Origin of the sequence: Lysinibacillus sp. UBA5990 (assembly GCF_002429815.1) — a bacterium.
Lineage (GTDB): Bacteria > Bacillota > Bacilli > Bacillales_A > Planococcaceae > Lysinibacillus > Lysinibacillus fusiformis.
Genome location: NZ_DJAY01000009.1, coordinates 57,049 through 80,402 on the forward strand (window position 1 = coordinate 57,049; position 23,354 = coordinate 80,402).

Here is a 23,354-nt window from a genome sequence, read left to right on the forward strand (position 1 = left end):
AAATATAAAATCTCATTAGCAACTATCACTAATGAGATGTTTAAACTAATAACTATTCGTTTAGTTGCAATACGCGTTTTCGTAAAATAGCTTCTCCGAATAGTAAATCCTCTTGCGTCGTCATTTTTACATTTTCGTAGCTGCTTTCTACAATATGCACCGTGTGACCAAGACGCTCGACTAGCATCGCTTCATCGGTACCAAGAAAACCTACTTTTTCAGCAATATCCTCTGCCTCAACAATTAAATCAAACCGAAAGGCTTGCGGCGTTTGAATCATCCATAGGCTGTCGCGATCTACCGTTTCCTCAATGACACCATTTCTAACTTTTTTCATTGTATCTTTCGCTCGGACACCTGCAATAGCCGCACCAAAGTCGTGGGCACTTTGAACAAGATTTGCAATAATATCATGTGTAATAAAAGGCCGTGCCGCATCATGAACAAGCACAATGTCTACCTGTTGCATTTCCTTCATACATGAATGTACAGAATGCTGTCGTTCAGCACCACCATCAGGTAAACCTTTGACTTTCGTAATGCGATATTCATCGAGCAATTCTTGAATATAGATACGCTCCTCCGGTTTTACCGCGAGCCAAATACCTGTGCAAAAGGGATCTTGTTGAAAGACCTCTAACGTGTGTATCAGTATAGGCTTCTTTAAAAGTTTTAAAAATAATTTATTTTGCCCTGCCCCCATACGTTTACCGCTTCCTGCGGCAGGTAAGACTACTTCATACTGCATTTTTTTCACATCCTAATCGTCCTTCGGCTTCGCAAATATCATACGACCAGCTGACGTCTGCAATACACTCGTTACTGTTACTGTTATGGCCTGTCCTATAAAGCTACGACCGCCCTCCACAACAATCATCGTACCATCGTCTAAATAAGCGACCCCTTGATTATGCTCTTTCCCATCCTTAATGACTACCACCTGCATATCTTCACCTGGAATCACGACAGGTTTTACGGCATTCGCTAAGTCATTTATATTTAATACTTTCACATGATGTAGCTCACAGACTTTATTAAGGTTAAAATCATTTGTGACGATCTGAGTATCGTTACCCATTTTTTTTGCCAGTCGTACAAGTTTTAAATCTACCTCTTGCACATCCTCAAAATCCTCATCTGTAATCTCTACATCTGTCTTACGTTCGTCCTGTAACTTTCTTAATATATCTAAACCTCGACGTCCTCTTGTACGCTTTAATGTATCAGAGGAATCGGCAATATGCTGAAGCTCTGTAAGGACAAACTGAGGCACCACTAGAACCCCTTCGATGAATCCTGTTTCAGAAATATCTGCGATACGACCATCAATAATGACACTTGTATCTAATAATTTGTAACTTCCTCGCACTTCTGGAATTTCAGCACCCTCAGCAGCTTTTTTCTTCGTATGATTACTACGTAAAGTAAAAAGCTGAATTAATTCATCCCTTTTTCTAAAACCTAGACGGAAGCCTAAATATCCTAATACAAATGACAGGATAATAGGGAGCACCTCTGTAACAAAGGGGACCTTTACACTATTAATAGCAAAGCCTAAGAAATACGCTACAATTAGCCCTATTATTAGGCCAAGCGTACCGAATAATAAATCTCCGACAGGGACCTTAAACAGGACCTCTTCCATCCAGCTAATGAGCTTCACAAAATAATCGGAAAACGCAAATGACAATGTAAACAGTAAAAGCGCTCCTAATGCTACTGATACGTAAGGATTATCAAGCCAAGGATTAGATGATAAATGAAGCAATTCGTATAATGGCGGTAAGAAAACAAGGCCCAACGCTCCTCCAATCAGTAAAAAAGCAATTTGAACAAATTTTTTCACAAGCTGTCACCTCCTATTGTTAGTTAAGATTATACATAGTTTACTGTAGAAAATCCTTCATCAGCCCATCAAATTATCATTATTTAATCTCTATTTTCCATCACACCTTCACCATGCATTAACTAGGACGCCTATCCCTTTACTTGAGTTTCGTCTTTTTCCGTCAAAAATGAAGGAAATGCATGTCAGAATACTATCTAACATGCATGGTTTTTCCTATAACTCTCTAAAGCAGGCATTTAATGCATCCTTTATCGTTTCTACCCCGATAATTTCAATCCCTTGTGGAAAATCCCATCCACCTATATTGGATGTAGGAATGAATACTCTTTTAAAACCAAGCTTCGCTGCTTCAATGACACGTTGCTCAATACGGGATACTCGACGCACCTCTCCTGTCAGACCTACCTCACCAACAAAGCAATCCGTTGCTCGCACAGCCTGATCCTTAAAGCTAGAAACGATGCTTGTCAGAACAGCTAAATCGATGGCGGGTTCGTCCAATTTTACACCACCAGCAACTTTAATATATGCATCCTGTGCTTGTAGCATGAGGCCCATACGCTTTTCAAGTACGGCCATTAGCAATTGCACTCTATTTTGATCAACCCCTGTTGCCATCCGTTTAGGGTAATTAAAGCTGGTAGGCGTCACAAGCGACTGAATTTCAACGAGAATTGGCCTTGTTCCCTCCATTGAGGCAACAATCGTGGAGCCCGCTGCTCCTTGTGAACGTTCCTGTAAAAATAGCTCAGACGGGTTCAACACCTCTTTTAGTCCACCCTGTAGCATTTCAAATATAGCAATTTCATTTGTAGAGCCGAAACGGTTCTTTTGACTTCGTAAAATACGATGATTATGATGTCTTTCCCCTTCAAAATACAGGACCGTATCCACCATATGCTCTAAAATACGAGGCCCTGCAATTTGCCCCTCTTTCGTAACATGCCCAACTAAGAAGATCGCAATTCCTTTAGTCTTAGCAATTCGCATAAGCTCAGCTGTACACTCACGGACCTGCGAGACACTACCTGGCGCACTTGTTACCTCTGGATGAAAGACGGTTTGAATGGAATCGACAATGACAAATTTCGGCTGTACTTCCTCAATCGTTTGATTCAAAAACTCAAGATTTGTTTCGGAATAAATGTATAGTTCTTGTGAAATTACCCCCAAACGCTCCGCACGTAGCTTCGTTTGACGGATAGATTCCTCACCAGAAATATAAAGTACACGATGACCTTTATTGGAAAGCAAAGCTGAAACTTGTAGTAATAATGTGGATTTCCCAATCCCAGGATCACCACCTATTAATACTAGAGATCCCGGCACAATACCACCACCTAACACGCGGTTCAGCTCGCCCATTTCTGTCGCTACACGGGACTCTTCACTAGCTTCCACCTGAATAATAGGAATTGCCTTTTGAGTAACTGTAGCGGAATGCTGGAATGCCCCACGTGGTCCTTTCGCAATAACTTCTACTTCCTCTACCATCTTATTCCATTCCCCACAGCCCGGACATCTTCCCATCCATTTTGCCGATTCATAGCCACAGCCTGAACATACAAATTTCGTTTTTTTCTTAGCCAACTTTCCATCACCTCGAATATTTGTTCTTATATTAATTGTACAAAAAAAAAGACAGCTTGGCACTTAATGCCTCACTGTCTTTCACTTGAAATTATTTAGAGATAGAAACTCCCTCTTTTTTCTTCACAATAAACTCATCGTTTATATAATCAATAACAACGTGATTACCCTTCTCCACATTACCTTTTAGTAATTCTTCTGATAATCGGTCTTCCACTTGTTTTTGTAATGCTCGACGTAGTGGACGTGCACCGTATTGAGGGTCATAGCCCTCCTGTGCAATTTTTTCAAGCGCTGCATCTGTTAATTCTAGTGAGATATCTTGTTCTTTCAACCGTTTTGTTAGAGCATTCCCCATCATCGCAATGATTTCTTTTAAATGCTCTTTTTCTAATGAATGGAAGACAATCATTTCATCAATACGGTTTAAGAATTCTGGACGGAATGCTTTTTTCAATTCTTCCAGCATCGTACTCTTCATATCTTTATGTTTAGAATCTGCGCCACCTACATTAAAACCAAGGCTTTTTTGATATTTAAGAGCATCCGCACCGACATTTGAAGTCATAATGACTACTGTGTTACGGAAGTCTACTACCCGCCCCTTAGAGTCCGTTAAACGACCATCTTCAAGAACTTGCAGTAGAATATTGAAAACATCAGGGTGTGCTTTTTCAATTTCATCTAGTAGTACAACAGAATATGGTTTACGACGAACTTTTTCAGTCAATTGACCACCATCGTCAAAGCCTACATAGCCTGGAGGCGAACCTACTAAACGAGAAGTCGAATGTTTCTCCATGTACTCAGACATATCGACACGAATCATAGCATCCTCGTCACCAAACATCACTTCAGCTAGTGCTCTTGCAAGCTCTGTTTTACCAACACCTGTAGGTCCTAAGAAAATAAATGAACCGATAGGTCGTTTTGGATCTTTGAGGCCCGCTCTTGCACGACGGATCGCACGAGAAATAGCTTCTACCGCTTCGCCTTGCCCTACAACGCGTTTGTGTAGCTCTTCTTCAAGTTGTAATAATTTTGAAGATTCTTCAGAAGCGATTTTAGCTACAGGAATTCCTGTCCACATCGATACAACTGCCGCAACATCATCTACAGTCACTTTGGATTCGGCCTTGCCTTGCTCTTCTTTCCAATTTTTTCGCGTAGCTTCAATCTCATCTTTAAGCTTTTGCTCAGTATCTCTAAGTGCTGCAGCCTTTTCAAACTCTTGACCTGATACAGCAGCGTTCTTTTCTGAGCGAACATTTTCAAGCTTATCTTCAAGTGCCTTTAAGTTTGGTGGCACTGCGAATGAACGTAAGCGAACCTTTGAACCCGCTTCATCGATAAGGTCGATTGCTTTATCCGGTAAGAAGCGGTCTGAAATATATCGATCACCCATTTTTGCCGCTGCTTCAATTGCTTCATCTGTAATTTTCACTCGGTGATGTGCTTCATAGCGGTCACGTAAACCTTGAATAATGAGAATAGCTTCTTCCACCGTTGGTTCATCCACTTGGATCGGTTGGAAACGACGCTCTAATGCTGCATCTTTTTCAATATATTTACGATATTCATCAAGTGTTGTCGCACCGATACATTGAAGCTCCCCACGTGCTAAGGACGGTTTTAAAATATTTGATGCGTCAATCGCACCTTCTGCACCACCTGCACCGATTAAAGTATGCAATTCATCAATAAATAAAATGATATTGCCGGCTTGGCGGATTTCATCCATTACTTTTTTCAAACGGTCCTCAAATTCTCCACGATATTTTGTACCTGCAACGACAGTTCCCATATCAAGCGTCATCACTCGTTTGTCGCGAAGAATTTCTGGTACTTCATTATTAATAATTTGCTGTGCTAATCCTTCAGCAATAGCTGTTTTACCAACACCTGGCTCACCAATTAGGACAGGGTTATTTTTTGTACGACGTGATAATACTTCGATAACACGTGTAATTTCCTTGCTTCGACCAATAACAGGATCTAACGTACCTTCACGGGCAATTTGTGTTAAATCACGGGCTAAACTATCTAATGTTGGGGTATTCGCCGCTTGTGCCGCTTGTTGACCAGACTGCGCGTTATCATTATTTCCTAATAATAATAAAACTTGCTGACGTGCTTTATTTAAGCCTACACCTGCATTATTTAAGACGCGAGCTGCTACACCTTCACCTTCACGTATAAGTGCTAATAGTAAATGTTCTGTACCGATATACGAATGACCTAATTTACGTGATTCGTCAACCGATAGTTCAATTACTTTCTTCGCTCGTGGCGTATAGTGAACTATTGGACCAACATCTTCTTTCCCTTTACCGACTAATTCTTCAATACCAGCTTCAATCATTTGAGGACTAATATCAATAGCTTCTAACGCTTTTGCAGCAATACCGCCGCCTTCACGTATAAGCCCTAATAAAATGTGCTCTGTGCCAATGGATTCGTGCTTCCAACGAATAGCCTCTTCCTGAGCAAGCTGTAATACTTTTTGCGCGCGTTGTGTAAAACGATTAAACATCATATAAATCCTCTCCTTTTTCCCCATTATTAGGCTTATTCGTGTGTGTTTGAAATAATGCCTCACGTAGCATTTCAGCTCGTACACGATCACGTTCAGCAGGCGGTAATGCCTCACCTGCATAATGCTGTAAAAAACCGGGTTGCATACTGACGACACACTCATTTAAAGTTGTTGCGAGTATACCGTCAATCAACTGTAGGTCAACTCCTAAACGAACATTTGAAAGACAGGTAGCCGCTTCCTCACTTGTTAAAATTCTTGCATACGTAAGGGTACCTAAAGCTCGATAAACTCGATCTTCTAAAGCAAGCTCAGCTTTTTCCATCAATTTACCTCTCGCATGTCGTTCTTTTTGTATAATTTTTTCAGCAACACTTTGTATATCTGCTAAAATATCTTCTTCTGTCTTTCCAAGTGTAATTTGGTTGGACACTTGATAAACATTTCCTAAATTTTCGCTTCCTTCACCATATATACCTCTTACGGTCATACCTAAGCGTGTCATCGCATTTATAATTTGATTCATCTGTCCCGTTAACGTAAGAGCAGGTAAATGCATCATCACAGATGCTCGAAGCCCAGTACCAATATTTGTAGGACAGCTTGTTAAATAGCCAAATGTATCTCGAAAAGCATAAGGTAAGATCTTCTCTAGAATACGGTCAATCTTATTCGCTTGTTCATAGGCATTTTGAAGCTGGAAACTCGCTGTCATACATTGAATGCGTAAATGATCCTCTTCATTCACCATAATACTCACGGATTCATCTTGTGACAGAAGAACGGAGCCCACCTGCTCTTTTTTGGCAAGCTGCGGACTAATCAAATGCTTTTCTACAAGAATTTGACGTTGTAAAGGTGTTAAATCATTGATAGCAAAATATGCATAATCATTTTGTAGGGTTGGACTATCACTGACTGCATGTGTAACTGCCTGTTCCACCTGTAAAGCCTCGTTCTCTGAAAACGATAGTGGAAAACGATATCCATCTAAATTTCGAGCAAGGCGAATTCGTGTACTAATGACAATGTCAGAATAATCGTCTTCAATACGCATCCACGTAGGTGTCGCACGCTCTAAAAACGATTCAATCATCAAGACACATCACCACCTTCAAATTGTAGCTGCTTCTCAAGCTCTTTGACTTCGTCTCGAAGTTTTGCTGCCTCTTCGAATTGCTCTTCATCTACAGCGAACTTCATACGTTTACGGATATCCTCTATTTGCTTTTTAATGACATACACATTGCTATGGGCACCTGGCATTTTCCCAATATGTTGGGGACCAGCCTGTATGCGATTAAAGAGCTTAGGTAAATGCTCACTAAAAGTGTCATAACAGCTTGGGCAACCAAACTTACCTTCTTTTAAAAATTGCTTATACGTAAATTCACATTGTGGGCATGTCTGCTGTTGTGGCTGTGTTTGTTGTTTTTCTCCTACCTTTTGCCATGTAGGTGAGCCAAACCAGTTTGATAATAACTGTTGTATGGAAACTGGCTCTTGTTTAAACTCTGCATGAAATGGATGGAACTGTGAGGCGCAGACGTCACAATAATGGTGCTCCACCTTTTGCCCATTTTGAACTTGTGTTACAGTAACTGTCGCATTACGTTGTTTACAATGTTCACATATCATTTCCATCACCTCACTATTTCTGTTGCTCATATTTTATAGTTGTCAGCATCGCACGCAATATCTTTGCACGAATTATATCTCTTAGAGGGAGATGTAAGTCAATTGTTGAGCGATCAATTGCTGCTAACATTAATTTCGCTTCTCGCTTTGAAATTACCTGCTCATCGATGAGTCGATACACTAAATCTTCTGCCATTGTTTGCGATGCTCCACCTTCAATATGCCGGAGAACATCGTCGATTAAATCAATCTGTGAATTCGCGCGGACACGTAAAATTCGAATGTATCCACCACCACCTCGCTTGCTCTCCACAAGGTAACCTCGCTCGGCGGTAAATCTTGTATTAATGACATAATTTATTTGTGACGGTACACATTGAAATTTGTCTGCAATTTCACTACGTTTTATTTCAATATGTCCTTCTCCACCTAATTCAAGTACTTGCTTTAAGTAACCTTCTATGATGTCTGATATATTACGCATTTTAGGAATACACCTCGCTTGCTTCACTGACTTTGACTATCTTTGACTTTCTTTGAGTATATTATACAAAACGCTTGAAAATAATTGCAATGATTTCGCCTAGAGAAAAATGAAAAGGCTAAAAAACGATATTCAAGCGTAGAAAATAGCACTAATTAGTGGTTATCAAGCATATCATTTTGCTTCCTACACCTAATGTACCCTTTTTATCCATAGAAAAAACGCAAGCATATGCAACTAGCATATACTTGCGTCTATAAAAATTATACCCAACGACCTACAATTGGATAACGCCAAGGCTCGTCAGTTAATGCTTTGACAATACCTATAATTGGTACTACAAATAGCATAATCCCAAAAACAATTAAAAATGGAATGCCAATAATGAAAATGCTTAAGAATCCAGAAACAGCAAGTAAAATTGCCATGACAAGTTGGAAAAGAATAGCTTGAATAGAAATTGCCTTCACTTCCTCATCCGAACTAATTAAAAAGAAGATAATGGGAACTAACCATGGCGCAAAAAACGAACTTGCGTGTATGATTACTTTAGACCATTTACTCTCCATATATATCAACCCTTTCTTTATACGTTATCTATCGTTTTATGTACTACTATTTACGGAACTATACCCGTAATAGTTTCAGTTTAAAGTGAGTTTTTTAAAAAAATTTTGAAAGGTCGTGATGAGAAATGGAATTCAACCACACATTAGCAAATGAATATGAAAAGGGGATTCGCCGTACTCTACCAAGCTATGAGGCAATGCTTCGTTTAATACAAACTTTTTATCGTTCTACATTACATGAGCATGCGGATATATTGGTTGTTGGTGCAGGTAGTGGCAATGAAATATTGCAGCTAGCAGATGGAAGACCACATTGGTCATTTACGGGTATTGATCCGTCAGAATCCATGCTCGAAATAGCAAAGGAGCGTCTCCAATCTTTACCGAATGATCTGTCGTTCTATCATGGAACATTGCTGGATACCCATCTACCTGCTATAAAATTTGATGCAGCTAGTTGTGTACTCGTCCTTCATTTTATTCAAAGCTATGAAGATAAGCTATCGACCCTGAAAGAAATTTGGAACCATTTACAACCTGGCGCACCATTTGTCCTAGTTTCGAAATACGGTCGACCTGGTACTATTGAAACGGAACTACAATTCGATTTATGGCGTTCTTACTGGCTCCAACATACAAAACTTTCCGTTGCTGATGTTGCAGAAATGGAAAAATCCATTCGTGCCCTGTCATTTATGCCCGAGGAAGCCATTTTAACATTATTACATGAAGCAGGTTTTATAAAACCTTCACGTTTTTTTGCCACTACTTTGTTTGGTGGATGGGTATGCTTTAAAGAAGAACATTAAATATATTTTGTAGTAAATACTTTGAGGTGAAAGCTGTGATAAGCACCATTGGCATTACAAAAAAACAACAATTACTAAAAGATTTCCCTTTGGAATCCATACATCAACAAGAGTTCGAATGGTACTGGGTTGATTTTAATTGTCCAACTAGAGAGGAAGAATCTTTGCTAGATTCATTTTTTCATTTTCACCCACTAGCTATTGAAGATTGCTTAATGCGATTACAACGCCCAAAACTCGATTTTTATGACGATTTCCATTTTTTCGTCATTCATCGATTAAACGAGCTGACATTAGCTGCAGAAGAGGTTAACATTTTTGCCTCTAATAAGTTTATTGTGACATTCCATAAGAACCCAGTTCCCGAAATTGAAAAGGTACAAAAGATGTTAGAAAGCCAGCCAAAAAATTGGGAACGTGGCACAGTCTACTTAACGTATCAAACTATTGATAAAATCGTTGATAGTTATTTTCCACTTGTTTATAAAATTGAAGATCATTTAAATGCACTTGAAGGCGAGCTTACATACCAAAGTAATGTAAATGCCATGAAGATTGTCTTCGAATTTCGTAGTGATTTGCTCGATTTGCGGCGTGCCATTTTACCGATGCGAGACCTTTTATATCGAGTACTTAATTCTTACCGTTTTTCATTAAACAAATCTGAAAGAGCTTATTTTGGAGATATATACGACCATCTTCTAAAACTGACAGAAATGGTTGAATCCAATCGAGAGCTGACAGCAGATATGCGAGATAGTTATATGGCTATGAGCTCAAGCCGCATGAACGGCATAATGATGACTTTAACAATCGTCTCAACGATCTTCATTCCACTAACCTTTATTGCAGGTGTTTATGGGATGAACTTTGATAATATGCCTGAGCTACATGGACAATACAGCTATTTTATTGTCCTCGGTATTATGATTATTGTTGTAATCGCTATGCTTACTATCTTTAAACATAAAGGCTGGTTTAAATTATTTAAGCCTTAATTCCCACAAAAAGCTGCTCGTTTAACAATCAAACGAGCAGCTTCATTTATCACTATTAGTAAGGACCTCGATCGTCAATTTTATTGTCACCCTGCTGTGGGAATAAAAAGTATGCTAAAACCCCTGACCCTAGAGCGGCGCAAATTGTAATTAATAGCTGTTCAATACGTGGCACTTCCGCATAGTAGTTTCGTAGCATGTAAACGGAACCTATTGCAACAATGACCATGACTGGAATAACGAATTTAAAGCGTTTTTTCTCCATATAGTACCTCCTCCTATAATCTTTCACGTTCAATTTTTCTCTCCTTAAACAGTTCGTATTTTACAGGTTTCCCAATTTAAATTCAAATTTACTTCGCCTCACTAATCGGACTGCCAATAAAGTAAAAAAATAAAGAAATAACCAAATTTTTAACCAAATATTCAGCAAATAATAGTAAAATAGATTTAATACCAATTATTTATCAAATTTACAGACCTAACAAATTCAGAAGTGCATTTTACTCACAATTATTATGGATATTAAGAATGGAGCAAACAATAATGAGTTGGTTTTCAAAAAACAGCAGTTCCAGCTACTCAATTACATTAACACCTGAAAATTTTAAGGGCCATGTACAATTAGATGTTTTAAGTCATCCAAACCTTCAAAAGCAATTACAGCTTTTAAATTTAACAATTGAGGATTTAGCCATTATTAAGCAACTACAACCGTTAGCTAAGGATCTAATTCCTGCAATGGTGGAGCAATTTTATGCAGCCATTAGCTTGAGCCAAGATTTAGTAGACATTATTAATAGAACCTCGCATATAGATCGTTTAAAAGTTACGTTACATAAGCATTTAAGCGATATTTTTGAAAGTCATATTAATGACGCCTATATCGCTGAAAGAAAAGCCATTGCTGAAACCCATGTTCGAATTGGCTTACAATCAAAATGGTATATAGCATCCTTCCAATCCCTTACTTCTACGTTCACAAATTTTGTGAATGAAGTGGATATCTCAAAGAATGATGCCATTCGTGCAATTAACGCATTTTGCAAAATCATTAATTTTGAGCAACAGCTTGTGATCGAGGCATACGAAAAAGAGGAAGATCGTATTCGAACAGCCGCTGATCAAACGAAAAACGCCCTTGTTACGACAATTCAAAGTACAGCTGAGGAGCTTAACGCCATTAGTGAAGAGACAGCTGCATCTTTGTTAGTCATTTCCTCGCAAACAGATGATATTGCTGAGGCAACAAAGCAGGGATTAAGCTTCGTTGCAGATACACAGGAGAAATCAAGACGTGGGCAACATCAACTGAAAGAGCAAAATGATTTAATCCAAGTTATTTTACAAAGTGTCAACAGTCTTGAGGTAACAATGAATCAATTACGTACCTCCTCTCAAAAAATTTCTGAGATTGTAGGACTTGTCACGGGCATTGCGGATCAAACAAATTTATTAGCTTTAAATGCGTCTATTGAGGCAGCTCGAGCAGGGGAACATGGCAAAGGCTTCGCCGTAGTAGCAGAGGAAGTACGAAAGCTTGCTGAAGAAACGAAAAATGCCGTGCAAAATGTGTCACATCTCATTAAAGAAACTGAAAGTAATATTACAACAATGGCAAATTCAGTTATTAATGTTGATCAAAAAATTCAACATAGCGTCAATACGCAAGAAAACTTATCTAAATCATTTAATGATATAGCTGATGCCGTATCTGGCATTCAACAACAGTATGTTCATACATCTAGAGACATTTCAGCCATTTCTAATTTAATTACCGAGCTATCACAAGGAGCTACACTTGTTTCCTCTTCTTCTGATTCACTTATTAATGTAGTTAATGAATTGAATATGTAATATAACAAAGGGAGCCCCACCGCTTTAGGTGAAGCTCCCTTTAACCTTAATGTGGCAATGCACGCTTTTGTTTACGATGCTCTCGTCTTGCAGGCCCTGTTTCAAATAAACGTTTTTCCTCATCTGTTTCAGGATAAATGGCAGGTACCGGTACCGGTTTTCCTTCTTCATTTACTGCAACCATTGTTACAAATGATTCTGTCGTTAATTTTTCCTCACCAGTCTCTATATTGCGGGAAACAACGCGAACATAAACCTCCATTGAAGAACGTCCTGTAGAGGAAACTATACTTTCAATTTCAAGAATATCTCCTACATGGGCAGCCGATAAAAAATCAACTGAGTCTATTGAAGCTGTGACTACAAGTCCCTTCGCATGTTTCATCGCTGTAATAGCAGCAATTTCATCAATATAAGCTAACACTCTTCCACCGAAAATGGAATTGTGATTGTTTGTGTCTGGAGGTAATACGAGACGTGATTGAACCGTACGTGATTGGCTCATGGGTACAGCATTGTTTGTCATATTTCTTGTAACTTCCCTTCATGTATGTTCTTTCGTCATCGTATCGTAGAAAAAGAGCTTATGCAAATTTAGAACGATTTTTTCATCGTAATAAATTTCATGTCTGTCATTTCCTCAATGGCCCATTTAATGCCCTCTCGCCCATAGCCACTCATCTTCACACCACCATAGGGCATATTATCTACACGGAATGTCGGAACATCATTTATAATGACAGCACCTGCCTGTAATTCGTCGGCTGCATACAAGGCATCTGGTAATACATTCGTGTAAATACCTGCATTTAAGCCAAGGTCCGACTCATTGACAAGTCGAATTGCGTCATCTAATGTTTCATATGAAACAATTGAGACGATTGGCGCGAATGTTTCCTGACAAACAATTTTCATATCAGCCGTCACATTCGTCATAACAGTTGGGGTTAACGTCCGTTCTGTAAATACTCCTCCAGTTGCAATAACTGCTCCTTGTGCCTGTGCTTCTTCAATCCACTCTTTAATTCGTCCAACCTCATTCGGGTTGATCATAGCACTTACATCTGTGTTTTTATCTATAGGATCTCCTACTACAAGCTTTTTAGTTTCCGCAACAAATGCCTCCGTAAATTCATCAATAATAGAAGAATGTACATAAATGCGTTGTAACGAAATACATACTTGTCCAGCAAAGTTAAAGGCACCGCTCACACAACGACTTATAATTTTAGTAAAAGGCGTCGATGGTTCGACAATGACAGCTGCATTAGAACCTAGCTCTAAAGTTACTTTACGTAAGCCGACTTTTTGCTTAATGCCTAATCCAACTTTACCACTACCCGTAAACGTCACCTTTTTGACGTGAGGATGTGTAACTAAAGTATCGCTAAGCTCTCCACCACTTCCTGTCACAATTTGCAACGCTCCATCTGGCAAACCTGCTTCACGGAAAATCTCTGCCATAACAAGGGAACTTAATGGTGTTTGGGTTGCTGGCTTTAAAACAACTGTATTACCTACTGCAAATGCTGGTCCTAATTTATGGGCCACTAAATTAAACGGAAAATTAAACGGCGTAATAGCAGAAATTACTCCCAATGGCTCTCTCTTTGTCCAACCTATACGATCTCCTGCTCCAGGTGCCGCATCCATCGGTACAGTTTCGCCTTTTGGCTGTTTGGCACCCTCTGCTGCAAATTGATAAGTGGCAATTGTACGATCAATTTCCGCTAACCCTGCTGTCAACGGCTTTCCTGCCTCTAATGCTAAAATCTCTGCAAATTCTTCTTTTCGTTGTCGCATTAAATCGACAACTTTATATAAAATTTCGGCACGCTCGTAGGCTGTCGTCTTTTTAAACGAAAGGAATGCTTGCTGTGCACCATCGATTGCTCTCTCCACATCTTGTATAGATGCCTTTGCCACTTGAGCAATCACCTCACCACTATATGGTGATTTTAGCTCATAGCTTTCCTTTGCATCTTGCCATTGACCGTTAATCCACAGTTTTGTTTCCTTCATCCTTCAAATGCACCTCCCATAATTGTTCTCCCTCATTCTATCACGAAGAGCTCGAACTCGATGCAATAGCGGCTGCACTAACTGCCGCTATCATTGCAGCATGCTGAGCTTGAATTAATAATTCAATAGATGACATAATCGTCATAGACAGTGATTTTTGTACTTTCGCCATATCATAAATGGCGATTTGTACAGCCATAAAGAGAACAAATTCACGATGCCATTTTAATAATTTTAAATCCTTTAATTCATGATATAAATGTATAACTTCTTGCAATTGGTGATGAGTAAGATCTAGTAAGGCTAAAAATCCAAGTAAGGGATAATGCATGGCCTTTACTTTGACATCTTGATTTTTTAGCGTATCTCGAATGGTCACGACATTGGGCACTAGTTGACGATCAAATTGTGGAGATAGGAAGGTTAATACTTGTGACAACCATTGCAGCTCATTTCCTGCATTAAAATTATATGTTCGTAATTCTTTATAATAGCGATTCATCGTTTCCGCACGTACTTCCACATCATCAGATGGACTACTTAGTAACACAGTGTATGGAATATCTTCATAGGATGTTAAAAATGGATGATGTTTACGAATGGCATCAAATAAAGCTCTAGCTGCATATGCATGCGCGTTTTTATCCTTTTCGTCCTCTGTCAAAAACTGAGCTGCAATATAACTAAAGTTACCGCTTCTAAATTTCGCTTCCTTTAATGCATTCACATTCGTTAATAAATTCATTACTGCTTTTTCAGCATCCGCATGCTCCATTAAATTAGCAGCTATGCTATAGCCTACCGTAGTTCTTAAGGGAGACATCCACGAGGATTGCTTCTTCATTTCCTGTAAAATATGTTTGTATTGGACCGCATCAAATGTTTTCCCTGACGCAACAAACGTACTAGCTATAGCTAAAACAATTTTACGATCCACTGTCCATCCCGCAGCCTTCGAAACATCTTCTACCGTATTTGTAAATTGATTTTCTATCATCACGTAATCCATATTTAGCACGCTCCTTTACCCATTTTACGTTACATAATGCGAGAAAGATTCATCCCATTTGTAACAATTAACATAAAAAGTAAACTTAATTTAATATATGTTACCCCATTTTTTTGATTTAATAGGAAATATTAAACAAATACAAAAGGAGGAACTACTGTTGATTGCAAAAACCACTCGGAAATTAATATTTACCGTGACCTTAAAAGAACGTTTACAGCTATTTTTATTTTTACGAAATTCGTCTAACAATATAGCTTTACATACCCTTTTTTCTAAAAATTAATGCAAAAAGACAGCGGCAATGTTTTTTGCCGCTGTACAAATGACTCGTTAAATTAATCCTAGCTCCTGTAATTCTTCTGATGTGAAGGCTCTCGATCTTGTTAAGAATCGTTTTCCTTCAACGCCCTCTAATGAAAACATCCCACCTCTACCTTCCACTACATCCAGTATGATTTGAGTATGTTTCCAATAATCATATTGATTTTTATGCATATAGAATGGAGCTCCACCTATTTCGCCCAAACATATATCCTGATCACCTAATAGCAAGTCTCCGTCTGGATAACACATAGGGGAAGAACCATCACAGCATCCGCCTGATTGATGAAACATAACAGGCCCATGTTTCTCTTTTAATAGCTCGATGAGTGCCAGCGCTTCTGCCGTGGCTAATACACGTTCAATCACGCTCATGCACCTCCCTATGGATTAGAAGAAACCAAGTTTATTTTCGCTATAGCTAACTAATAAATTTTTCGTTTGTTGGTAATGAGATAGCATCATTTTATGATTTTCACGACCAACGCCTGACATTTTGTAGCCACCGAACGCAGCATGTGCAGGATAAGCATGGTAGCAGTTTGTCCAAACACGACCTGCCTCTATTTCACGACCGAAGCGATATGCTGTATTAATATCTCTTGTCCAAACACCTGAACCTAAGCCATACAGTGTATCATTCGCAATTTCTAATGCCTCTTCTTTCGTTTTAAACGTAGTAACAGCTACAACAGGACCAAAAATTTCCTCCTGGAAAATACGCATTTTATTATGTCCTTTAAAGACAGTTGGTTTAACGTAGTAGCCATTTTCAAAGCCTTCCCCTACATTATTTTTCTCCCCACCGATTAGACATTCTGCACCTTCTTGCTTACCGATATCTAAATAAGAAAGGATTTTTTCCAGTTGCTCGCTTGAAGCCTGCGCTCCCATCATTGTGTTTGGATCAAGCGGATTACCAACTTTAATAGCTTCTACTCGTTGTAGTACACGTTCCATAAATTTATCATAAATAGATTCTTGAATAATTGCACGTGAAGGGCATGTACATACTTCCCCTTGGTTCAGAGCAAATAATACGAAGCCTTCGACTGCTTTATCTAAAAATTCGTCGTCCTTATCCATAATATCCTCAAAGAAGATATTAGGTGATTTACCACCAAGCTCTAATGTAACTGGGATTAGGTTTTGAGACGCGTATTGCATAATCAAACGACCAGTTGTTGTCTCACCAGTGAAGGCAATCTTACCGATACGTGGATTAGATGCAAGCGGTTTCCCAGCCTCTAAACCAAAACCATTCACAATATTAATGACACCTGATGGTAATAAATCTTCTATTAATTCCACTAGCACCATAATAGATGCTGGTGTTTGTTCTGCAGGCTTTAATACGACACAGTTTCCGGCAGCTAGTGCTGGCGCAAGCTTCCAAACAGCCATTAATAACGGGAAGTTCCAAGGTATAATTTGGCCCACTACCCCTATTGGCTCATGGAAATGATAAGCTACTGTATCGTTATCGATTTGGCTTACAGAGCCTTCTTGAGCACGTAAAGCTCCAGCAAAGTAACGGAAATGATCAATGGCAAGAGGGATATCTGCATTTAAAGTTTCACGTACCGCCTTACCGTTATCCCATGTTTCGGCAACGGCTAGCTTTTCTAAATTTTGCTCAATACGATCCGCAATTTTAAGTAAAATGTTTGCACGTTCTGTCGGTGATGTTTTTCCCCAAGCATCTTTAGCAGCATGTGCTGCATCAAGTGCCAGTTCAATATCCTCAGCTGTGGAACGCGCGACTTGTGTAAAAACTTGTCCAGTAACAGGAGTGACATTATCAAAGTATTGACCCTTCACTGGGGGTGTCCATTCGCCACCAATATAATTATCATATTTCTGCTTGAATTGAACTACCGATCCTTCAGTGTTTGGAAATGCATAAACCATTTTACTTCTCCCCTTTACACAATTTAATGAGATTATCTACAAAAAAACACTATTTTATAGCGAAATAACAATATTTTCATAGAAACCCTCTCACCTAATATATTGTCAGAAACAAATAATAATTTCAACTTTTTAAAAAATTTTTCAAGCAATTTATTTTTACTAGAAAAGTATATAGAATTCACGGTTTGTATAACGTTAAGGTATACTTAAAAATAATATTAGATTTAGGAGAACAATATGCGTATTAATAAATATTTAAGTGAAACAGGCATTATATCGCGCCGTGGGGCTGATAAGTGGATAGCCGAAGGAAAAGTAACAATTAACGGAGAACCTGCGACTGTTGGAAGTCAGGTTGAGAATGGCGACATTGTTTGCGTTGATGGAAAAGAGGTAAAGAAAGAACAAAAGCTTGTCTATATAGCTTTAAACAAGCCGGTCGGCATAACAAGCACAACGGAACGCCATATAAAAGGCAATGTCGTTGATTTTGTAAATCATCCTTTACGAATTTTTCATATTGGGCGTCTCGATAAGGAATCGGAGGGGCTATTGTTATTAACTAATGATGGCGATATCGTCAATAAAATTCTTCGCGCTGAAAACCATCATGAAAAAGAATATATTGTTCAAGTAGATAAACCTATAACAGAGCAATTTATTAACAAGATGGGCGCAGGTGTAGATATTCTAGATACCACGACCTTACCTTGTTATGTTGAAAAGATATCAGACAAAGTTTTTAAAATCATTTTGGAGCAAGGCTTAAATCGCCAAATACGCCGGATGTGTTCAGCTCTTGGCTACTCTGTAAAGCGTCTACAGCGTATTCGTATTATGAATATTAAGCTTGCAAATTTAAAAGTTGGCCAATGGCGCGACTTGACTGATAAAGAGCAGGTAGAGCTATTCAAACTACTGAATTACACACCAAAATAAGGATCAGAGGAGGGCGAGGACGATGATTTCCATTCAAAGCACAGAGCAGTTAACAGGTGTACAGATTTGCGGAGACTTCTGGGATTTAGATGAGCTGATCAACGCTATTTACAAAGTAACTGGTGATGCCAATAAATACTATGATTATCAAGGTCCTCGACTCCGTATTTTAAGCGTTTGCTATAAACTGAGACATGCTATGCTTGGGGAACACCAACTAGAGTTTGTGAGTAACGGTGTTAACAAGAACACCCTCACACAACATGAACTGATTTTCCCCAATAAAAACATCTATTTCGCTACAGATATCCTTTGGCCTGAAATTATCTTTAGCGCTATCGCTTTAAACGATTTCATTGATCTTCACCTGACATTAAACAATGCATCTATTTGGAATCATGAGATAGCGACGATTCGTAAATTTCAAGCTGCTATTGCAGATTGTTTAGAACAGGAAGTGAATGAAGAGGATTATGGAGTCTTTTTAACAATGCTACAGGCAAAAAGCCCTTTAACCTTCCTTTTCGCCACACAGTATGTGGATGTTCTGAATTTAGAATATATCCAATTAAATAAAGAAGAACGTAAAGCTCAGCTAGCAGCATTTGCATTACGCTTACTTGTAGAGGATCATGAATATGTAGCACTTAAATCACACCTAATGGAAGCCGCGATTGCCACGAAACAACCTCTCCACGCCATACAAATACAGCTTAGCTATCCGGAAGAAATTTTATGGTAAACAAACAACGCCGCCTCACAATGAATGAGACGGCATATTTTTTATTTAATCGTTTGGTAGGCCATTTTACGAATTACAGCCTCATGCTGAGGGTAATCTGCTAAAAGCTCATCCTGTGTAAATAATTCGAAATCCTCAAAGTCAAAGCCTGGGGCAACCATACATCCCACTAAACTAAACGTATCTGCTTCCTCCACTGATGATCCAAATATCGTATTTTTAGGCACCACAATTTGTGGTATCTCCCCCGCTTCTATGTTCAATCCAAGCTTCTTCGCTTCATATGTTCCATCTGGAAAAATCATATGGACTGTAAGCGGACTACCGGCATGGTAATACCATAGCTCATCTGACTGCAAACGATGTAGGTGTGAAATGTCCTGTGAGCGAAGTAAGAAATAAATACTCGTATAAATAGGTCTCTGAACATCTCTTACTGCAATATCTTCTGCAGCCCGAAATGAGGAAATATAATAGCCTCCTTCAGGATGTTCGGCTAAATTTAGTTGTTTAATAAAATATTGTGCTGAATAGTTCAAATTACATCACTCCTTTTTTCCACCTTACCAAAAATGAATAGTAAAATGCTACCTTCAATTATTCAGTAGGAAGAACAACGAAAAAGGGCCCCTCATTGTTGAGACGCCCTTCCCCATTATAAACCACCCAAATAAGCTGCTTTTACCTCTTCACTTTCTTGAAGCTCTTTGGCTGAACCAGATAAAACAATACGCCCTGTTTCGAGCACGTATGCACGGTTTGCGACAGACAGTGCCATATTGGCATTTTGCTCAACAAGCAATACCGTTGTCCCCTCTTTATTCACCTGTTCAATAATATTGAAAATGTTTTTAACCATTAGCGGTGCGAGCCCCATAGAAGGTTCATCCATTAATAGCAATTTGGGCTTTGCCATTAAGGCACGACCCATCGCAAGCATTTGCTGTTCCCCACCAGACAATGTTCCTGATAGCTGTTTGCGACGCTCCAATAGTCTAGGGAATAACTCGAAAACATGGTCCATATCTTTTTTAATTCCTGCTTTGTCATTACGCAAATAGGCGCCAAGCTCTAAGTTTTCTTCTACGGACATATTGGCAAAAACACGACGTCCTTCTGGAACGTGGGAAATCCCCGATTTCACAATAGTTTGAGCTGCTTTCCCTGCAATAGAGAAGCCTTCGTATTCAATAATGCCACCTTTTGGCTTTAATAAACCTGACAATGTTTTTAACAATGTACTTTTCCCAGCACCGTTTGCACCGATTAATGTTACAATTTCACCCTCATTTACTTCTAAAGAGAGGCCCTTTAATGCTTGAATGTTGCCATAATAAACATCTATATTTTGTACTTTTAGCATTAGCCGATAACCTCCTCACCAAGGTAAGCTTCAATTACCTTTGGATTGTTGCGAATTTCTTCTGGTGTCCCGTCAGCAATTAGTTGTCCATGATCGAGCACATAAATACGCTCACAAATACCCATTACTAAGCTCATATCATGCTCAATCAGTAATATCGTTAAGCCAAACTTCTTACGAATAAACGCAATTAATTCCATTAGATCATGCGTTTCCTGCGGATTCATTCCGGCAGCTGGTTCATCCAATAATAATAGCTTTGGATTTGCCGCTAATGCACGGGCAATCTCTAATCGTCGCTGCATTCCATATGGTAAATTTTTAGCTAACTCATTCATATAGACATCTAAACCAAAGATTTTTAAAAACTCTATGGATTGAAGCTCCATTTCGGCCTCACCCTTGAAATGCGTGGGTAAGCGAAAAATCGAAGACCACATTGAATGCTTAGCAAGCGAATGGTTGGCTACTTTAACATTGTCTAGAACAGATAGCTCTTTAAATAAACGAATATTTTGGAATGTACGGCTTATTCCCTTTTGTGTCACTTGGTAAGGTGCAAGACCGTTTAATTTCTGTCCGCCAAATGTGATGGTCCCCTCTGTTGGTGTATACACCCCTGTCAGCATATTAAAGCTAGTCGTTTTTCCAGCACCATTAGGGCCGATCAAACCCACTAATTCACCTTGATTGAGGTACATATTAACACCCTGTACCGCCTTTAAACCACCAAATTGAATTCCCATGTTTTCAACATTAATAAGAAGGTTTCCAGTCATTATTTTGTACCTCCTTTTTTACCAAACTTAAATAAATCCGTAATTTCTTTTGTTCCCATTAATCCTGTTGGGCGGTAAAGCATTACGATAATTAATACTAAACTGTAAATAATCATACGAGTCTCAGGGAAGTTTGCTAGATACGTCGATACAATTGTTAAGAAAATCGCAGCGATTACAGAACCTGAAAGACTTCCTAAGCCACCAAGTACAACGTAAATTAAAATATCAAATGATTTTAAGAAACCGAAAGTCGTCGGTTGAATAATGTAAAAGTTATGGGCGAAAATTGCACCTGCTAGCCCAGCAAAGAAAGATCCAATCGCGAACGCCACAACCTTATAGTAAGTTGTATTAATTCCCATAGCATCTGCTGCAATCTCATCTTCTCGGATAGAAATACATGCGCGACCATGACGTGAATTTGTAAAGTTTGAGATGACAAGAATAGTTAATACTACACCGAAGAATGCATACGTCCAGTTAGATAAATATTTAACTTGCATCCCTGCAGCACCGCCAACATAATCCGTATTTAAGAAAATTATACGAATAATCTCCGCAAATCCTAGAGTTGCAATTGCTAGATAATCCCCTTTTAAACGAAGTGTCGGAATACCTACAATGAGACCTGCGATAGCTGCTGCAACTGCCCCTAATAAAATTGCCAATGGGAATGGCAACATGAGCTTCGTCGTAATAATAGCTGATACATAAGCCCCAACTGCTAGGAACCCAGCATGTCCAATCGAGAATTGACCTGTAACCCCGATAACAATATGCAAACTGACAGCTAGCATAATGTTAATACACATCGTAATCAGCATATTTTTATAGTACATATCAACGACTTCGGTCGTAATCAATAATTGCACAACTGCATAGATGACTAGCGCTAATACGGCATAGACCCAGAAAACTTTAGACTTTTTCATATAACCGCTCACCTACACTTTCTCACGGGCATTTTTACCAAAGATACCCGATGGTCTGAATATTAAAATTAAAATTAAAATAACGAATGCCGCTGCATCTCTCCATAAAGAGAAGCCAAGCGCACTTACTAAAGATTCTACAACGCCTAGTAACATACCACCGACCATAGCGCCAGGAATAATACCAATCCCACCAAGAACAGCTGCGATAAACGCTTTAACTCCTGGTATAACACCCATTAACGGGTCAATTTTCGTATAATAAACACCGAAGATAACACCGGCTGCACCAGCTAAAGCCGAACCAATTGCAAATGTTGCAGAGATTGTATTATCAACGTTAATCCCCATTAAACGTGCTGCATCGGCATCATGAGAAACAGCACGCATGGCTTTCCCGATTTTTGTTTTATGTACGATGAATTGTAAAAGGATCATCAGTACAACAGCGACTGATAAAATTAAAATAGATGTGCTACTAATTTGTACGCCTAAAATATCAAAAGACTTATTTTTGAACACTTCAGGATACGCTGCCGGTTGAGCCCCTCTGAAGAAAATAGTTGTATATTCAATTAATAACGATACGCCGATCGCTGTAATTAATGCCGCAATACGTGTTGCATTTCGTAAACGTTTATAGGCGATCCGTTCAATTAAAACACCAAAAATCGCACAAATGAGCATCGCCAATAATAATGCTGGGAAAAAGCCAAGCTCCCATTTAGCAATTGCGTAAAAGCCGATAAATGAACCAATCATGAAAACGTCACCATGAGCAAAGTTAATCAGCTTGATAATACCGTATACCATCGTATACCCTAGTGCTATTAACGCGTAGATACTTCCAAGTGAAATACCATTCACAAGTTGCTGTATCCATTCCATACGCATTCACTCCTTTGAATTTTCTGAAAAATGAGAAATTTGTACATGCATCGATACTAAAAAGTTATGTTTTATACTGCGATTCTAGTTATCTAAAATAGAAAAAAGG

The 23,354-nt window shown here is 38.9% G+C and carries 24 protein-coding genes and 1 pseudogene; 6 read left to right on the forward strand and 19 right to left on the reverse strand.

Going from position 1 to position 23,354, the window contains the following annotated elements:
- Nucleotides 1–52: 52 nt before the first annotated feature.
- The 8 genes from ispD to B3D94_RS05910 all read right to left on the reverse strand — a co-directional run bounded on the left by ispD (nucleotide 53) and on the right by B3D94_RS05910 (nucleotide 8,666).
- Nucleotides 53–748, reverse strand: a complete 696-nt coding sequence (gene ispD, locus B3D94_RS05875; protein WP_069483202.1) for a 2-C-methyl-D-erythritol 4-phosphate cytidylyltransferase — start codon at nucleotides 746–748, stop codon at nucleotides 53–55.
- 12 nt (nucleotides 749–760) lie between these two features.
- Nucleotides 761–1,846, reverse strand: coding sequence for a PIN/TRAM domain-containing protein (locus tag B3D94_RS05880; RefSeq protein ID WP_069483201.1), 1,086 nt, complete (start codon nucleotides 1,844–1,846; stop codon nucleotides 761–763).
- A 216-nt stretch (nucleotides 1,847–2,062) separates the two neighbouring features.
- Nucleotides 2,063–3,439, reverse strand: a complete 1,377-nt coding sequence (gene radA, locus B3D94_RS05885) for a DNA repair protein RadA (protein ID WP_008180607.1) — start codon at nucleotides 3,437–3,439, stop codon at nucleotides 2,063–2,065.
- 91 nt (nucleotides 3,440–3,530) lie between these two features.
- Entirely contained in the window at nucleotides 3,531–5,975 is a 2,445-nt protein-coding gene (locus B3D94_RS05890; RefSeq protein WP_069483199.1) for an ATP-dependent Clp protease ATP-binding subunit, read from the reverse strand.
- The gene (locus tag B3D94_RS05895; RefSeq protein ID WP_069483198.1) at nucleotides 5,965–7,074 is read right to left on the reverse strand and encodes a protein arginine kinase; all 1,110 of its coding nucleotides are present in this window, start codon (nucleotides 7,072–7,074) and stop codon (nucleotides 5,965–5,967) included. Before B3D94_RS05895 ends, B3D94_RS05890 begins: the two co-directional genes overlap by 11 nt.
- Complete coding sequence (locus tag B3D94_RS05900) at nucleotides 7,071–7,613, reverse strand: UvrB/UvrC motif-containing protein (protein WP_025116467.1); 543 nt, start codon at nucleotides 7,611–7,613, stop codon at nucleotides 7,071–7,073. Before B3D94_RS05900 ends, B3D94_RS05895 begins: the two co-directional genes overlap by 4 nt.
- 13 nt (nucleotides 7,614–7,626) lie before the next feature.
- Nucleotides 7,627–8,097, reverse strand: coding sequence for a CtsR family transcriptional regulator (locus B3D94_RS05905; protein WP_031416734.1), 471 nt, complete (start codon nucleotides 8,095–8,097; stop codon nucleotides 7,627–7,629).
- Nucleotides 8,098–8,360: 263 nt separating this feature from the next.
- Nucleotides 8,361–8,666, reverse strand: coding sequence for a DUF4870 domain-containing protein (locus B3D94_RS05910; RefSeq protein WP_036121655.1), 306 nt, complete (start codon nucleotides 8,664–8,666; stop codon nucleotides 8,361–8,363).
- A 125-nt stretch (nucleotides 8,667–8,791) separates the two neighbouring features.
- On the opposite strand from B3D94_RS05910, the gene B3D94_RS05915 reads away from it, so the two are divergent.
- Nucleotides 8,792–9,475: a class I SAM-dependent methyltransferase gene (locus B3D94_RS05915; RefSeq protein WP_291755670.1), complete on the forward strand. Its 684-nt coding sequence runs from the start codon at nucleotides 8,792–8,794 to the stop codon at nucleotides 9,473–9,475.
- Between the two features lie 35 nt (nucleotides 9,476–9,510).
- Nucleotides 9,511–10,473 carry a magnesium/cobalt transporter CorA gene (gene corA, locus B3D94_RS05920; protein ID WP_069483196.1) on the forward strand — a complete coding sequence of 321 codons (963 nt, stop codon included), beginning with the start codon at nucleotides 9,511–9,513 and terminating at the stop codon, nucleotides 10,471–10,473.
- A gap of 55 nt (nucleotides 10,474–10,528) precedes the next feature.
- Here corA and B3D94_RS05925 read toward each other — a convergent pair whose 3' ends face one another.
- Nucleotides 10,529–10,738 (reverse strand): hypothetical protein, encoded by a 210-nt coding sequence (locus B3D94_RS05925; RefSeq protein ID WP_069483195.1) that lies wholly within the window; start codon nucleotides 10,736–10,738, stop codon nucleotides 10,529–10,531.
- A 281-nt stretch (nucleotides 10,739–11,019) separates the two neighbouring features.
- On the opposite strand from B3D94_RS05925, the pseudogene B3D94_RS22995 reads away from it, so the two are divergent.
- Both B3D94_RS22995 and B3D94_RS23000 read left to right on the forward strand, forming a co-directional pair.
- A pseudogene (locus B3D94_RS22995) lies at nucleotides 11,020–11,565 on the forward strand (protoglobin family protein); the annotation flags it as partial.
- On the forward strand, nucleotides 11,548–12,330 hold the full coding sequence (locus B3D94_RS23000; protein ID WP_369794269.1) for a methyl-accepting chemotaxis protein: 783 nt from the start codon (nucleotides 11,548–11,550) through the stop codon (nucleotides 12,328–12,330). The pseudogene B3D94_RS22995 and the gene B3D94_RS23000, both read left to right, overlap by 18 nt.
- A gap of 46 nt (nucleotides 12,331–12,376) precedes the next feature.
- Here B3D94_RS23000 and B3D94_RS05935 read toward each other — a convergent pair whose 3' ends face one another.
- The 5 genes from B3D94_RS05935 to adh form a co-directional block, all read right to left on the reverse strand.
- Complete coding sequence (locus B3D94_RS05935) at nucleotides 12,377–12,856, reverse strand: acyl-CoA thioesterase (RefSeq protein ID WP_025116473.1); 480 nt, start codon at nucleotides 12,854–12,856, stop codon at nucleotides 12,377–12,379.
- Between the two features lie 68 nt (nucleotides 12,857–12,924).
- Nucleotides 12,925–14,352: an aldehyde dehydrogenase family protein gene (locus tag B3D94_RS05940; RefSeq protein WP_069483194.1), complete on the reverse strand. Its 1,428-nt coding sequence runs from the start codon at nucleotides 14,350–14,352 to the stop codon at nucleotides 12,925–12,927.
- Between the two features lie 40 nt (nucleotides 14,353–14,392).
- Nucleotides 14,393–15,361: a DUF4003 family protein gene (locus B3D94_RS05945; protein ID WP_069483193.1), complete on the reverse strand. Its 969-nt coding sequence runs from the start codon at nucleotides 15,359–15,361 to the stop codon at nucleotides 14,393–14,395.
- A 333-nt stretch (nucleotides 15,362–15,694) separates the two neighbouring features.
- Nucleotides 15,695–16,054, reverse strand: coding sequence for a DUF779 domain-containing protein (locus tag B3D94_RS05950; protein WP_036121675.1), 360 nt, complete (start codon nucleotides 16,052–16,054; stop codon nucleotides 15,695–15,697).
- A 21-nt stretch (nucleotides 16,055–16,075) separates the two neighbouring features.
- The gene (gene adh, locus B3D94_RS05955; RefSeq protein ID WP_069483192.1) at nucleotides 16,076–17,596 is read right to left on the reverse strand and encodes an aldehyde dehydrogenase; all 1,521 of its coding nucleotides are present in this window, start codon (nucleotides 17,594–17,596) and stop codon (nucleotides 16,076–16,078) included.
- Nucleotides 17,597–17,836: 240 nt separating this feature from the next.
- Between adh and rluF the strand changes: the two genes are divergently transcribed.
- Both rluF and B3D94_RS05965 read left to right on the forward strand, forming a co-directional pair.
- Nucleotides 17,837–18,538: a 23S rRNA pseudouridine(2604) synthase RluF gene (gene rluF, locus B3D94_RS05960; protein WP_069483191.1), complete on the forward strand. Its 702-nt coding sequence runs from the start codon at nucleotides 17,837–17,839 to the stop codon at nucleotides 18,536–18,538.
- Nucleotides 18,539–18,560: 22 nt separating this feature from the next.
- A complete protein-coding gene (locus B3D94_RS05965) occupies nucleotides 18,561–19,280 on the forward strand; it encodes a DUF6904 family protein (protein ID WP_291755681.1) in 720 nt (239 codons plus the stop codon).
- A gap of 41 nt (nucleotides 19,281–19,321) precedes the next feature.
- Here B3D94_RS05965 and B3D94_RS05970 read toward each other — a convergent pair whose 3' ends face one another.
- The 5 genes from B3D94_RS05970 to B3D94_RS05990 form a co-directional block, all read right to left on the reverse strand.
- Entirely contained in the window at nucleotides 19,322–19,819 is a 498-nt protein-coding gene (locus B3D94_RS05970; RefSeq protein WP_069483189.1) for a cupin domain-containing protein, read from the reverse strand.
- A 116-nt stretch (nucleotides 19,820–19,935) separates the two neighbouring features.
- Complete coding sequence (locus B3D94_RS05975; RefSeq protein WP_025116481.1) at nucleotides 19,936–20,643, reverse strand: ABC transporter ATP-binding protein; 708 nt, start codon at nucleotides 20,641–20,643, stop codon at nucleotides 19,936–19,938.
- The gene (locus B3D94_RS05980) at nucleotides 20,643–21,422 is read right to left on the reverse strand and encodes an ABC transporter ATP-binding protein (RefSeq protein ID WP_258269706.1); all 780 of its coding nucleotides are present in this window, start codon (nucleotides 21,420–21,422) and stop codon (nucleotides 20,643–20,645) included. Before B3D94_RS05980 ends, B3D94_RS05975 begins: the two co-directional genes overlap by 1 nt.
- Nucleotides 21,422–22,357 (reverse strand): branched-chain amino acid ABC transporter permease, encoded by a 936-nt coding sequence (locus B3D94_RS05985; RefSeq protein ID WP_069483188.1) that lies wholly within the window; start codon nucleotides 22,355–22,357, stop codon nucleotides 21,422–21,424. Before B3D94_RS05985 ends, B3D94_RS05980 begins: the two co-directional genes overlap by 1 nt.
- 12 nt (nucleotides 22,358–22,369) lie before the next feature.
- The gene (locus tag B3D94_RS05990) at nucleotides 22,370–23,245 is read right to left on the reverse strand and encodes a branched-chain amino acid ABC transporter permease (RefSeq protein WP_012296114.1); all 876 of its coding nucleotides are present in this window, start codon (nucleotides 23,243–23,245) and stop codon (nucleotides 22,370–22,372) included.
- Between the last annotated feature and the right edge of the window lie 109 nt (nucleotides 23,246–23,354).